Annotated in this window: 7 protein-coding genes; 5 read left to right on the forward strand and 2 right to left on the reverse strand. The window is 65.7% G+C overall.

Annotated features, from left to right (window positions below):
* Nucleotides 1-7: 7 nt before the first annotated feature.
* Genes E8E95_RS03840 through E8E95_RS03850 form a run of 3 tightly spaced genes read left to right on the forward strand, consistent with a single transcriptional unit; the run spans nt 8 to nt 9,406 of the window.
* Nucleotides 8-7,906, forward strand: coding sequence for an Hpt domain-containing protein (locus E8E95_RS03840; protein WP_280348230.1), 7,899 nt, complete (start codon nt 8-10; stop codon nt 7,904-7,906).
* On the forward strand, nt 7,903-8,922 hold the full coding sequence (locus E8E95_RS03845; protein ID WP_077524198.1) for a chemotaxis protein CheB: 1,020 nt from the start codon (nt 7,903-7,905) through the stop codon (nt 8,920-8,922). The genes E8E95_RS03840 and E8E95_RS03845 overlap by 4 nt, the downstream gene beginning before the upstream one ends.
* Nucleotides 8,923-8,935: 13 nt before the next feature.
* Nucleotides 8,936-9,406 carry a chemotaxis protein CheW gene (locus tag E8E95_RS03850; protein ID WP_280348232.1) on the forward strand — a complete coding sequence of 157 codons (471 nt, stop codon included), beginning with the start codon at nt 8,936-8,938 and terminating at the stop codon, nt 9,404-9,406.
* 102 nt (nt 9,407-9,508) lie between these two features.
* Here the strand turns inward: E8E95_RS03850 and E8E95_RS03855 are convergent, their stop codons facing one another.
* Together E8E95_RS03855 and E8E95_RS03860 are read right to left on the reverse strand one after the other, a co-directional pair.
* On the reverse strand, nt 9,509-10,228 hold the full coding sequence (locus tag E8E95_RS03855) for a 16S rRNA (uracil(1498)-N(3))-methyltransferase (RefSeq protein WP_280348234.1): 720 nt from the start codon (nt 10,226-10,228) through the stop codon (nt 9,509-9,511).
* Nucleotides 10,229-10,293: 65 nt separating this feature from the next.
* Nucleotides 10,294-11,700 (reverse strand): adenosylmethionine--8-amino-7-oxononanoate transaminase, encoded by a 1,407-nt coding sequence (locus E8E95_RS03860; protein WP_280348236.1) that lies wholly within the window; start codon nt 11,698-11,700, stop codon nt 10,294-10,296.
* A gap of 162 nt (nt 11,701-11,862) precedes the next feature.
* Between E8E95_RS03860 and E8E95_RS03865 the strand changes: the two genes are divergently transcribed.
* Entirely contained in the window at nt 11,863-13,338 is a 1,476-nt protein-coding gene (locus tag E8E95_RS03865) for a flavin monoamine oxidase family protein (protein WP_280348238.1), read from the forward strand.
* A 234-nt stretch (nt 13,339-13,572) separates the two neighbouring features.
* Nucleotides 13,573-14,127 carry a cytochrome b gene (locus tag E8E95_RS03870; RefSeq protein ID WP_280348240.1) on the forward strand — a complete coding sequence of 185 codons (555 nt, stop codon included), beginning with the start codon at nt 13,573-13,575 and terminating at the stop codon, nt 14,125-14,127.
* Nucleotide 14,128 lies beyond the last annotated feature (1 nt).

Raw genomic sequence — 14,128 nt, forward strand, 5'->3', positions numbered from 1 at the left:
GACGGCTATGACTGATCGGCACGACTACGTTGCCCTCGAGTGGGTAAAGGGCGAGATCGCGGAAACCCTGAAGCAGGCGCGGCAGGCCCTGGAGGATTTCGTCGAAAATCCCCAGGACCCGACGCGCATGCGTTTCTGCCTGACCTATATCCATCAGGTCCAGGGCACGCTGCAGATGGTCGAGTTCTACGGCGCGGCCCTGCTCGCCGAAGAAATGGAGCGTCTTGCCCAGGCCCTGATGGAAGGCCGCGCGGCCAACCGGGGCGAGGCCCTGGAAGTGCTGATGCAGGCCATCCTGCAGCTGCCGCCCTACCTGGATCGAATCCAGAGTGCCCGTCGTGACCTGCCGATGGTCCTGCTGCCGCTGCTCAACGACCTGCGTGCCGCCCGTGGCGACAACCTGCTGTCGGAAACCAGCCTGTTCGCACCTGACCTGTCCAGCGTGCTCCCGGCGCTGTCGATGGACACCCTGGCGCGCATGCGTACAGCCGATCTGCCGGTGCTGCTGCGCAAGCTGCGGCAGATGTTGCAGACCGCACTGGTCGGTGTGATCCGTAACCAGGACCTGGCCGCCAACCTCGGCTACATGGCGCGGGTCTTTGCGCGCCTCGAATCCCTCTGCCAGGACGCGCCGCTCGGCCCACTCTGGCAGATCGCCTCCGGCCTGGTGGAAGGCCTGGCCAATGGCTCCGTGGTCAACGGCTCCTCGGTGCGCAATCTGCTGCGCCAGGTGGACAAGGAGCTCAAGCGCCTGCTCGAAGAAGGCGCTGACGGCTTCAACCAGGCCGCCCCGGAAGACCTGGTGAAGAACCTGCTGTTCTACGTCGCCAAGGCGCCGGCCCAGTCGCCGCGTATCCGTGCCCTGAAGGAACGCTATCGCCTCGACGAGGCCCTGCCCGACACCGCCGTGGTAGACGAGGAGCGCGCCCGCCTTGCCGGCCCTGACCGCGATGCCATGCGCTCGGTGGTCACCGCCCTCTGCGAGGAACTGGTGCGGGTCAAGGACAGCCTCGACCTCTTCGTCCGCAGCGACCGCAGTGGCGTGACCGAACTGGATTCCCTGCTGCCGCCGCTCAAGCAGATCGCCGACACCCTGGCAGTGCTGGGCTTCGGTCAACCGCGCAAGGTCATCCTCGACCAGATCGATGTCATCCACGGCCTGTCGCTCGGCCAGCGTGACCCCAGCGATGCTGTGCTGATGGACGTTGCCGGCGCGTTGCTCTACGTCGAAGCCACCCTGGCCGGCATGGTCGGCCCGGCAGACGATGGCGCGGCGGAAGAAAGCCACCTGCCCACCACCGACGTGGCGCAGATTCACCAATTGGTGATCAAGGAGGCGCGCAACGGCCTGGAACAGGCCAAGGACGCCATCATCGAGTTCATCGCGTCGCAGTGGAACCACGAGCACCTGGCCCGCGTGCCAGAGCTGCTGACCCAGGCCCGAGGCGGCCTGGCGATGATCCCGCTGCCGCGCGCCGCTTCCCTGCTGCAAGCCTGCAACCGCTACATCCAGGAACAGCTGCTAGCCCGCAAGGCCGTGCCCAACTGGCAGAGCCTGGACACCCTGGCCGACGCCATCACCAGCGTCGAGTACTACCTCGAACGCCTCTCGGAAGACCATGCCGCCCAAGGCGACCTGATCCTCGATGTGGCCGAGGAAAGCCTGGAATCCCTGGGTTATCCGCTGAAAGAAAAGCCCTCCATCCTCGATCGGGTGGATGAGGACGAGGCCCCTGCGCCCCTGGCCAATCCGCTTCAGGAAATCGAAGTACTGGCGGCCGAAGAGTCGGAACTGCATCAGCACCTCGATCCGGAAGACGAGCCGGAAGCGGTGATGCCTGAGGCATTCGCATTCGAACCGGCCATCGATGGCGCCACCCTCGAACAGGATGTTGCCCGCGAAGCGCTTGGCGATGCCGCCACGCCGGCCGCTGAGAGTGAGCTGCTGGTTTCCGATGACAACTGGAGCCTGGGTGAACTGGAGGCCGAACCGGCCGCCGAAAGCATCGATTTCAGTCTGGATGCCCCGCTGGAGCTGGCTGTCGCCGAAGTGCCGGTCGCTGTGAGCGAACTGGCTGTCGCGGAAGACAGCTGGAGCCTGGACGATCTGGAGTTCGAGCCGCTTGCCGAAGGTATCGACCTCGGCTTGGACAAACCGCTGGAGCCGGTGGCCGCTGTTGCTGAGACTCCAGTCGCCGAGAGCGAGCTGTTGGTCTCCGATGACAACTGGAGCCTGGGTGAGCTGGAAGTCGAACCCGCTGCCGAAGTCATCGATCTGAGCCTGGATGCTCCCCTGGAGCTCGCGTCCATTGCCGAGGTACCGGTCGCCGAGAGCGAGTCGCTGCTTGCCGAAAGCGATTGGAGCCTGGATGAGCTGGAAGCCGAGCAGTCGGCTGAAACCATCGAACTCAGCCTGGAGCCCGAAGCCACTGCGAGCCTGGAGCTGGAACCGTCGTTGCTGCAGGACGACGGAGCCCTGCCGAGCCTCGATCTGGCCGAGCTGGACAGCCTGCCCGCCCTGGCCGAAGAGTCGCTGGCGACGGAAGGCGAACTGCTCGACCTCAGTCTCGACACGCCGCTGGAATTCGACGAGAACCAGCCGTTGCCGAGTTTCGACCTCGCCGACCTCGAAGAACTGCCACCGGCCCTGCCAGGCGATCAACCGGCGCTCGACATGCCGCAAGCCGGCCTCGAAGCGCTGCCGAGCCTGGACTTCGACGAGCTTGACGCACTGCCCGGCGCCGAACCGGTGGCCGAGCTGGAAGCGATGAACCTGGAGGACCTTCCGGCACCGCTGGAGTGGGACGAAGCCGCCCTCGCCGAACTCGGCCTGCCGGAGGTAGAACTACCCAGCGCACCGCTGGAAGCGCCGGTGCAAGCGCCCGCCGTTGAGCGGCCGCTGTCGCTGGCGGAAGTCATGGCAGCGCCCGTGCCCGCCTTCAATCCGCCGGCCCGCGAGGTGCCGCCGAGCCTGTTGCCGCCGCCCGCCGACGAAGAGCCGGTGGACGACGAACTGCAGGAAGTCTTTATCGAAGAAGCCGGCGAAGTGCTGGAAACCCTGGCCGAATACATGCCGCGCTGGCGTGCCGACAGCAATGATCGCGACGCCCTGGGTGAAGTGCGCCGTGCCTTCCACACCCTCAAGGGCAGTGGTCGCATGGTGCGCGCCCTGGTCATCGGTGAACTGTCCTGGTCGGTGGAGAACCTGCTCAACCGCGTGCTGGATCGCAGCATCGAGACCAGCGAGCCCGTCTACCAAGTGGTTCAGGATGTGGTCGACCTCCTGCCCGCCCTGGTCGAGGACTACGCTGGCAAGGCGCAGCGTCAGCGCGATGACGTCGATCAGTTGGCCGCCACGGCCCACGCCCTGGCCAAGGGGCAGCCGCTCCCAAAATCTGAAGCCCCGGGTTCAGAGCAGGCCATCGAGCCCGTGGGCGAGCTGCATGCTCCGGTCATCACCGAGTCCGGCGAGGCGCTGGACCCGCAACTGCTGGAAATCTTCCGCAACGAGGCGGAATTGCACCTGGAAACCCTCGCCGGCTTCATCAAGGCCTGCGATAACGAGCTACCGCAGACGGTCAACGATGACCTCCAGCGCGCCCTGCACACCCTCAAGGGCAGCGCGCACATGGCGGGCATCCTGCCGATCGCCGAGATCGCCACGCCGCTGGAAAAACTGGCCAAGGAATACAAGACCAACCTGCTCAGCATCGACCTCTCCGAGGCCGAACTGCTGCGCGAGGCGCTGAACCTGTTGCGTCAGGGCGTGGCACAGCTCGACAGCACGCCGCTGGCGGCGATTCCAGGCACCCATGAGCTGCTGGAACGCATCCAGAAGCTGCATCAGGACCGCCTGGTCGCGGCCAACGCCGCGCGCCGTGACGACAAGGGCGAGATGCGCGATCCGCAGATGATCTCTCTGTTCCTCGCGGAAGGCATGGACATCCTGCTCGACGCCGAAGACTTGCTGCGGCGTTGGCGCGAGCACCCCGCCCAGCGCCAGGAACTGGGCGCCCTGCTGGAAGAACTGAGTACGCTCGGCCGGGGTGCCGAAATGGCCGAGCTGCCGCAGATCGAAGAACTCTGCGAAGCCCTGCTGGACGTGTACGGTGCCGTCGACGAAGGCAGCCTGCCGGTCAGCGAGCGCTTCTTCAGCGAAGCCGACGCCGCCCATGAGGCCCTGATCGGCATGATGGACCAGGTCGCTGCCGCACTGGAGGTCACGCCACAGCCGGAGCGCGCCGAGGCCTTGCGCAACCTGATGCAGGAGCTGGTCGACCCGACGGCCCTGGCGCTGCTGGAGCCCGGGATTCCCGATCTGGAAATCGAAGAGCTTGACGCGGACGCCATCGATTGGACCCGCGTTGACGACATCCCGCCGCTGCCCGAGATGGTGGAACAGCCACTCGCCCTGCAGGAAGTGGCATTGCCCGAGCTGGCATCCTTCGACCCCGAAGAAGTGCCCGCGGCAGCACCGCTGGATGAAGTCCCGGCCGCCCTGGACGAAGAGATGGTGTCGATCTTCCTCGAAGAGGCGGTGGACATCCTCGATAGTGCTGGTAAGGCGCTGGAACGCTGGCTCGTCGAGCCAGGCAACAACCCGGCCCTGCTGGCCCTGCAGCGTGACCTGCACACCCTCAAGGGCGGTGCGCGCATGGCCGAGATTCGCCCCATCGGCGATCTCGCCCATGAGCTGGAATCCCTCTACGAAGGCCTGGTGGATCGCCGCTACAGCCATTCGCCGCGTCTCGCCGGCCTGTTGCAGAAGAGCCACGACTGCCTCGCCTCGCTGCTGGAACAGCTCCAGGCGCGCCGCGTGCTGACCGATCCGTTGCAGTTGATCCAGGACATTCGCGGCTTCCGCCAGGGTGGTGCACAGAGTCTGTCCGCCGCCGTGGTGCAGCCACTGCCAGAGCCCGAAGCCTTCGATGAATTGGCCTTCGACGACGAAGATGTCGCGAATCCAGGCGAGCCTTTGGCAGCTGCCAACGAGGAACTGGAAGACTCGGAGCTGGACGTCGCCACAGAGGTCCTGGGCGAAACGTCCCTGGCCGAGTTGCTGGAGATGCGTGTAGCTGAAGAGCCGGCCGCCTACAGCGCGCCGCAGCCCTTCGACAACGACCAGGACCCGGAGCTGGTGGAAATCTTCCTCGAGGAAGGTTTCGACATCCTCGACAGCGCCGGTGCCGCCCTGCAGCGCTGGACCGAAGACCCGGACAACAGCCTTGAAATCGAGTCCCTGCAACGGGACCTGCACACCCTCAAGGGCGGTGCGCGGATGGCCGAGATCGGCCCCATCGGCGACCTCGCCCATGAACTGGAATTCCTCTACGAAGGCCTTTGCGGCGGCCGCTTGCGTGCCAGCCCGGCCTTGTTCGGCCTGTTGCAGGCTTGCCAGGACCGTCTCAGCGAAATGCTCGATGCGGTGCGCGCTCGCCGCGCATTGCCGGACGGCCAGGCGCTGATCGACGCCATCCAGCTCTGGCGCGCCAATCCCAGCGAACAACTGAGCATGCCCAGCGCCGTGCACCTGCAGCCTGCCGCCGCGGATGACCTGGAGGCCGTGGCCGAGGCGGATATCCTCGATATCTTCCTGGAAGAGGCCGACGACCTGCTGGAGGCCATGGAAACCGCTATTGGCCGCTGGGAAGAGGCGCGCGAAGACGGCGCCCATGTGGAAGAACTGCTGCGCGTGCTGCACACCCTCAAGGGCGGCGCGCGACTGGCCGGACAGAGACGCCTCGGCGACCTCACCCACGATCTCGAACAGCACCTGGTCGAGGCCCAGCAGCAGGGCGCGCCCTGGCCGGAAAGCCTGTTCCTCGACGTGCAGTCCGGTTACGAGGGCCTGCAGGCCGAGCTGGAAGAGCTGCGCCAGCAACTCGATCAGAGCATTGCCGAAGACCTGGCCCCGGCGCCTGCGCCGAGCCAGCCGGAAGTCCCGCAATTGGCCACGCCCATCGTCGCGGCCAGCGTCCAGCCACTGGTGGTGGGTGAAGAGCGCGTGTTGCCGTTCGTGCACCGAGCGCGCGAAGCCGCCCAGGAGGCCGCCGCCCGCCGCGCGCCGCAGGAGCTGGTGAAGGTGCCTGCGGAGCTGCTCGAAGGGCTGGTCAACCTCGCCGGTGAAACCTCCATCTTCCGCGGCCGTGTGGAACAGCAGGTCAGCGACTTCAGTTTCACCCTGAGCGAGATGGAATCCACCATCGAGCGGGTGCGCGACCAGTTGCGCCGTCTCGATACCGAGACCCAGGCGCAGATCCTCAGCCGCTACCAGGCCGAAGCCGAGCGCGCCGGCTACGAAGATTTCGACCCGCTGGAAATGGACCGTCACTCGCAGCTGCAACAGCTGTCGCGAGCGCTGTTCGAGTCCGCGTCCGACTTGCTCGACCTCAAGGAAACGCTGGCGGCGAAGAACCGCGACGCGGAAACCCTGCTGCTGCAACAAGCGCGCGTGAACACCGAGCTGCAGGAAGGCCTGATGCGTACGCGCATGGTGCCCTTCGATCGCCTCGTACCGCGCCTGCGCCGAATTGTCCGGCAGGTGGCCAGCGAGCTCGACAAACAGGTGGAATTCGTCGTCGGCAACGCTGAAGGCGAGATGGATCGCACCGTGCTGGAACGCATGGTGGCGCCGCTGGAGCACATGCTGCGCAACGCGGTCGACCACGGCGTCGAGAATGCCGAAGCGCGCCGCGCCGCCGGCAAGCCGGAGAGCGGCACCATCCGCCTGAACCTCGGCCGCGAAGGTGGCGATATCGTCCTGACCCTGGCCGACGACGGTGCCGGCATCAAGCTGGAGGCCGTGCGCCGCAAGGCGATCGAGCGCGGCATGATGGACGTCGAGTCCGACTTGTCGGACCACGAGGTACTGCAGTTCATCCTCGAACCGGGCTTCTCCACCGCCGACAAGGTCACCCAGATTTCCGGCCGTGGCGTCGGCATGGACGTGGTGCACTCCGAAGTGAAGCAACTCGGCGGCACCATGAGCATCGACTCGACGCCGGGCGAGGGCAGCCGCTTCCTCATCCGCCTGCCGTTCACCGTGTCGGTGAACCGCGCGCTGATGGTGCTTTCCGGCGAAGACCTCTATGCCATTCCGCTGAACACCATCGAAGGCATCGTGCGGGTTTCGCCCTACGAGCTGGAAACCTACTACCAGCCCGACGCGCCGCGTTTCGAATATGCCGGGCAAAACTACGAACTGAAGTATCTGGGTGACCTGCTGGCCAACGGTCAGCAACCCAAGCTGGTGGGCCAGAGCCTGCCGCTGCCGGTGATCCTGGTGCGCTCTTCCGAGCACGCCGTGGCCGTGCAGGTGGACGCCCTGGTGGGCTCCCGCGAGATCGTGGTGAAGAGCCTCGGCCCGCAGTTCGCCGGCGTCCACGGTATCTCCGGCGCCACCATCCTCGGTGACGGCCGCGTGGTGGTGATCCTGGACCTGCTGGCGACCATCCGTACGCGTCACGCGCACCTGGTGCAGCCGCAGCTGCGTTCGGCGAGCGCCAACCTGCTGCCGGCGGAGGTGGACCTGGAGCGTCCGCCGCTGGTGATGGTGGTGGACGACTCGGTGACCGTACGCAAGGTCACCAGCCGCCTGCTGGAGCGCAACGGCATGAACGTGCTCACCGCCAAGGACGGGGTGGATGCCATCGCCCTGCTGCAGGAGCAGCGCCCGGACATCATGCTGCTGGACATCGAGATGCCGCGCATGGACGGCTTCGAAGTGGCGACCCTGATCCGCCACGACGAACGCCTGAAGGACCTGCCGATCATCATGATCACCTCGCGTACCGGCGAGAAGCACCGCGAGCGAGCCATGGCCATCGGCGTCAATGACTACCTCGGCAAGCCCTACCAGGAATCGCTGCTGCTCGAATCCATCCAGCATCTGGTCAAACGGACATGACAGAGAAGACTTCCGCACGGATCGCCGTGCTCGCCGACACCTCACTGCAGCGCCATGTGCTGCAGCAGGCGCTGACCGGCAATGGCTACCAGGTCGTGCTCAACAGCGATCCTGCCCGCCTCGACGACGAAGCTCTGGGCGCCTGCGAGGCTGACCTGTGGCTGGTGGACCTGGCCCTGTCCGAGGATTCGCCCCTCGTGGACAGCCTGCTGGAGCATGCCAGTGCGCCCGTCCTGTTCGGCGAAGGTCACGCGCCGGAGCGCCATTCCGAGCATTACCCGCGTTGGGAGCGGCGCCTGTTCGGCAAGCTGAAGAAACTCGTTGGCGACCCGGCCGTTGCGGTGGGGCCGAGCCTGGAGACCCTGTTGGCGGATGCCCAGCGTCCGGCGCGCCTGGAACTGCCCAGGGCGCTGGCCGATACCCCGCTGGTGGCGGGCGAGCCTGCGCGCCAAGTCTGGCTGCTGGCCGCTTCCCTGGGCGGGCCGGCAGCGGTCAAGGCGTTCCTCGACGCTCTGCCCGGTGGCCTGCCCATCGGCTTCATCTATGCCCAGCACATCGACCCCAGCTTCGAGGGCGCGTTGCCCCAGGCGGTGGGGCGCCACAGCCAGTGGCACGTCAACCAGGTCCGCCATGCCGACGCTGTGCGCTGCGGTGAGGTCGTCGTGGTGCCCATCAGCCGTGAGCTGAACTTCAGCGAAGACGGCCAGATGCAGGTGAGCGAGCGCCCCTGGCCAGAGCCCTACAGCCCATCCATCGACCAGGCCATGCTCAACCTGGCCCAGCACTACGGTGCCCAGTGCGGTGTGATCGCCTTCAGCGGCATGGGGAGCGATGGCAGCGCCGCCGCTGCCTACCTGCGCCGACAAGGTGGCCTGATCTGGACCCAGAGTGCCGAAAGCTGCGCCTGTTCGAGCATGCCCGACAGTCTGCGCGAAGGCGGTTACAGCAGTTTCAGCGGTGAACCGCGAGAGCTGGCGGCGAAGCTGGTCGAACATCTGGCCGCACAGTGCAGCTAACCCAGGAATTTCCATGAGCCAAGCCGTTACCACCCAGAACAGCTCCGCCAGCCTTACCGGGCTTCTGCTGCCCCTGTCCGACCGTACCCTGCTGGTGCCCAACGTGGCGCTGGCCGAACTCATTCCCTATCGCGCACCCCAGGCAACGCCGGGACTGCCGGCCTGGCTGCTGGGCCAGGTGGCGTGGCGCGACCTGCGCCTGCCGTTGCTGTCCTTCGAGGCGGCCGCCGGTGGTGAGGCGAAGGTGGGTTCCGGTGCCCGGGTGGCGGTGCTCAATGCCCTCGGCGGTCGCCCGCACGTGAAGTTCATCGCCCTGCTGCTGCAAGGCATTCCCCGCTCGCTGAAGCTCGAAGAAGACCTCCGCCGCGCCAATGCGCCACTGGCGGCCCTGGAGCTGGACTCGGTGCAACTCGGCACTGATGTGGCGAAGATCCCCGACCTCGTGGCCTTGGAGCAGATGCTGGCGGATGCCGGTTTGATCTGAGCACCGTAGGTTGGTCCGAGCGCAGCGAGGCCCAACGTTTCTCCGGTTATTCCGCTCGTTGGGCTTCGCGTAGCTCAGCCCAACCTACGCCGGTACATCGGTCTAGAAATCGCCCCAGAGTTGCTGTGCCACGCTGAGCGCCACCACCGGCGCCGTTTCGGTGCGCAGCACCCGTGGCCCCAACCGTGCAGCGTGGAACCCCGCCGCTTTCGCGTATTCGACCTCCGCTTCGGAGAGGCCGCCCTCGGGGCCGATCAGGAAGGCCAGCGTCTCCGGCCTGGCATGGCTCGCAAGGGGCTCGGCCACCGGATGCAGGACCAGCTTGAGATCCGCCTGAACGTCGCGCTGCCAATCGACCAGCGTGACCGGCGCGTGAATCACCGGCAGCACCGAACGCCCACATTGCTCGCAGGCGCTGATCGCAATCTGCCGCCAGTGCGCGAGGCGCTTGTCGGCGCGTTCGTCCTTCAGACGCACTTCACAACGTTCGCTGACGATGGGGCTGATCTCGGCTACGCCCAGTTCGGTGGCCTTCTGGATCGCCCAGTCCATGCGCTCGCCGCGTGACAGGCCCTGGCCCAGGTGAATCCGCAGGGGCGATTCGGCCATGCCGGCGAAGGACTCGCGCAGCTCGACCCGCACTGCCTTCTTGCCCACTTCGATCAGTTCGCCGAGGTACTCCTGGCCGGAGCCGTCAAACAGTTGCACGGCATCGCCTGCGGCATGACGCAACACACGACCGATGTAGTGGGCCTGGGCTTCGGGCAGCTCATGCTGGCCAAGGGAGAGCGGGGCATCGATGAAGAAGCGGGAAAGGCGCATGGGCGTTCGGGCAGAGGTGGGACAGGCGCGCAGTTTAAGGCCTGGCGCGCCGTCCGTGTTACTTGTCAGCCCGGGTCGCGGTGATTCGGATGCAGGTCCGCCGTCACCGACACGCTCACCGAGTCGCGTGTAGCGATGTCGATGCCTTCGCTGGCCACCTCGGCAAGGAAGTCGATCTGCTCTTCGGTGATCACGTAGGGCGGCAGGAAATACACCACGTTGCCCAGCGGACGCAGCAGGGCGCCGCGCTCCAGCGCGTGCTGGAAGACCTTCAGGCCGCGGCGTTCCTGCCAGGGGTAGGGCGTCTTGCTGGCCTTGTCCTGAACCATCTCGACGGCCAGAACCATGCCGGTCTGGCGCACTTCGGCCACATGGGGGTGATCCGCCAGATGTGCGGTTGCGGTCGCCATGCGCATGGCCAGCTTGCGGTTGGCCTCGATCACTTTGTCCTGCTCGAAGATATCCAGGGTCGCCAGGGCGGCAGCGCAGGCCAGCGGGTTGCCGGTGTAGGTGTGCGAGTGGAGGAACGCGCGCAGAGTCTGGTAGTCGTCGTAGAAGCCCCGGTAGACGGTTTCGGAGGTGAGTACGGCGGCCATGGGCAGGTAGCCGCCGGTGAGCGCCTTGGACAGCACCAGGAAGTCCGGGGCGATGCCGGCCTGCTCGCAGGCGAACATAGTGCCGGTGCGACCGAAACCGACGGCGATCTCGTCGTGGATCAGGTGCACGCCATAGCGGTCGCAGGCCTCGCGCAGCAGCTTGAGGTAGACCGGGTGATACATGCGCATGCCGCCGGCGCCCTGGATCAGCGGCTCGACGATGACAGCGGCGACCTCCTCATGGTGCTCGGCCAGGGTGCGTTCCATATGGGCGAACATGGCGCGGGAATGTTCTTCCCAGCACATGCCCTCGGGACGCAGGTAGCAATCCGGGCTAGGCACCTTGAGGGTGTCCAGCAGCAGCGACTTGTAGGTCTCGGTGAAGAGGGCGACATCGCCCACCGACATGGCCGCCACGGTTTCGCCGTGGTAGCTGTTGGTCAGGGTGACGAAGCGCTTCTTGCGTTCCAGCCCCTGATTGCGCCAGAAATGGTAGCTCATTTTCAGCGCCACTTCGATGCCGGAGGAGCCGTTGTCGGCATAGAACACCCGGTCAAGGCCCTTCGGGGTGATCTTCACCAGGCGCTCGGACAGTTCGATCACCGGCTGGTGGCTGAAGCCGGCGAGGATCACGTGTTCCAGCTGGTCCACTTGATCCTTGATGCGCTGATTGATGCGCGGATTGGCGTGGCCGAAGACGTTCACCCACCAGGAACTGACGGCGTCCAGGTAGCGTTTGCCCTCGAAGTCCTCCAGCCAGACGCCTTCGCCGCGGCGGATCGGTACCACCGGCAGGCGTTCGTGATCTTTCATCTGGGTGCAGGGGTGCCAGAGCACAGCGAGGTCGCGTTGCATCCAGTCGGCATTGAGGCCCATGAGTCGTTCTCCTGTAGCGATCGGCGAAGCCTATGCAATGCCTCCGCCCTGGACAAGCAGGACGCTGCCTGCCGGCCTCAAGGCACGTCTGTTCCGGCCGGCAGGGCTGGCGTATCCTGCGCGCCAATTCAGAACGACACTGTTTTACCGGGGGAGATTTTCATGCCAGCAGCCTGGCGCGCCTTGGCGCTGATCGTATTGGGAGGGCTGAGCGCGACGGCGCTGGCCAAGGACAAGCAGCCGACGGCCATCGTCATCGGTGGCGGCATGGCGGGCCTGACCTCGGCCTACGAGCTGCAGCAGAAAGGCTGGCAGGTCACCGTGCTGGAGGCCAAGCCGGGCATCGGCGGGCGTTCCGGCCTTGCCGCCAGTGAGTGGGTCGGCAGCGCCAAGCTGCAACCGAGCCTGTATCGCTACCTGGACCAGTTCAAGCTGAAGGCCGTGCCTGCACCGGATTACGTGCGCACGCCGGGCTATCTGGTGAACGGTCGCTACTTCTCCGAAGCCGACCTGTTCAAGGAGGCGCCCAGCACCGTCGAAGGCCTGAAGCGTTTCGACAAGAGCCTGGATGACCTGGCGGCTTCCATCGACGACCCGATGAAGCCGCTGGCCAACCACACGCTGCAGACCCTCGACTCCATCAGCGTGGCGCGCTGGCTGGAAAAACTGAACCTGGCGCCGACGGCCAAGGCCCTGGTGGATCAGCGCATCCGCTCGCGCTATGACGAACCGTCGCGCCTGTCGTTGCTCTACCTCGCCCAGCAGGCGCGCGTCTACCGTGGCCTGCCGGATACCGAGATGCGCGCCGCGCGCCTGCCCGGCGGCAGCCAGGGCCTGGCGCAGGCCATGGCCAAGCAGATCAAGACCATCAAGACCAATGCCCGCGTTTCCGCGATCGTGCAGGAGAAGGATGGCGTCACCGTGAAGGTCGGCGGCACCGGCTACAAGGCCGATTACGTCGTGCTCGCGGTGCCGCTGCCGGCGCTGGGCAAGATCAGCATGTCGCCGTCTCTCTCGGCGCTGCAGCTGCGCGCCCTGAAGGACATTAACTACGGCTGGCGCGACCAGATGCTGCTGCAGTTCAAAAAACCGGTCTGGGGCAAGAGCCGCCTTTCCGGCGAAGTCTATAGCGATCAGGGACTGGGCATGCTCTGGGTCGAGCCGGCCCTCAAGGGCGGCGCCAACCTGCTGATCAACCTGTCCGGCGACAACGCCCGCCTCATGCAGGCTTTCGGCGACCGGCAGATGGTCGACCAGGTGCTGATCCGCTTCGACAAGCACTTCCCGGGTGCACGCGAACAGTTCAAGGGCTTCGAGCTGCGTCGCTACGGCAAGGACGCATTGGCTGGCGGCGCGTACCTGGCCTATGGCCCGGGCGAAATCAGCCTGTACTGGCGCATGTGGGAGCAGCCCCTGGGCCGCGTGGTATTCGCCGGCGAACACACCGATGCGCTGTATCCGGGCACCCTCGAAGGCGCCCTGCGCAGCGGTCAGCGCGCCGCCAGCCAGGTGGCTGACCTCAAGGCCGGCAAGGCTGTTGGCCCCGTCGAAGCTGTGGCCGAAGCCAAACCCGCAGCGAAGCCCAAGGCGGCCGCCACGGAAGAGAAGAAGGGCTTTTTCTCCCGCCTGCTCAACTGAGTTGCCTCCTCGGCGGCGGGTCTTCCCCGCCGCCGATCCCCTCTGCCGCGCCGTTCGGCTGCGGCTGACGAACTTTCAGCCCGTTCCTTCGACAAAATTCCGCAAAGATCTGTTCGTTATAAAGATCGTATTACTCGATATTTCAAAGCGAAATTTTCCGCTTTAATTCGATAGATTTGTCGCTAGGCTAAATCACTCGCGTTTACCCAGCCTGTGTTTCCAAGGATTCATTTCATGCAATGGCGTAATTCCCCGTCCCGCTTCGGCCTGGTGAGTATTCTTCTGCATTGGGGGGTGGCTATCGTCTTCGTCGGCCTGTTCGCCCTGGGCCTGTGGATGGTCGGTCTGAACTACTACAGCAGCTGGTACAAGACCGCTCCGGACCTCCACAAGAGCATCGGCATCCTGCTGTTCCTGGTGATGGCCGCGCGCCTCGCCTGGCGCTTCATCAGCCCGCCGCCGCCGGCGCTTCCCAACCATGGGCCGATGACCCGCCTGGGGTCCAAGGTCGGTCACCTGGTCCTTTATCTCGGCCTCTTCGCCCTGATGATTTCCGGCTACCTGATCTCCACCGCCGAAGGTCGCGGCATTGCCGTGTTCGGTCTGTTCGAGGTACCGGCCACCCTGACCGCCATCCCCGACCAGGAAGATGTCGCCGGTGCCATCCACGAATACCTCGCCTGGGGCCTGCTGATTTTCGCCGGCATCCATGCCCTTGCCGCCTTCAAGCACCATTTCATCGACCGCGACGCGACCCTGACCCGTATGCTCGGCCGCGCCGCCAAATAAC

It is taken from the genome of Pseudomonas sp. BN414, assembly GCF_029871275.1.
In the GTDB taxonomy this organism is placed as follows: Bacteria; Pseudomonadota; Gammaproteobacteria; order Pseudomonadales; family Pseudomonadaceae; genus Metapseudomonas; species Metapseudomonas resinovorans_C.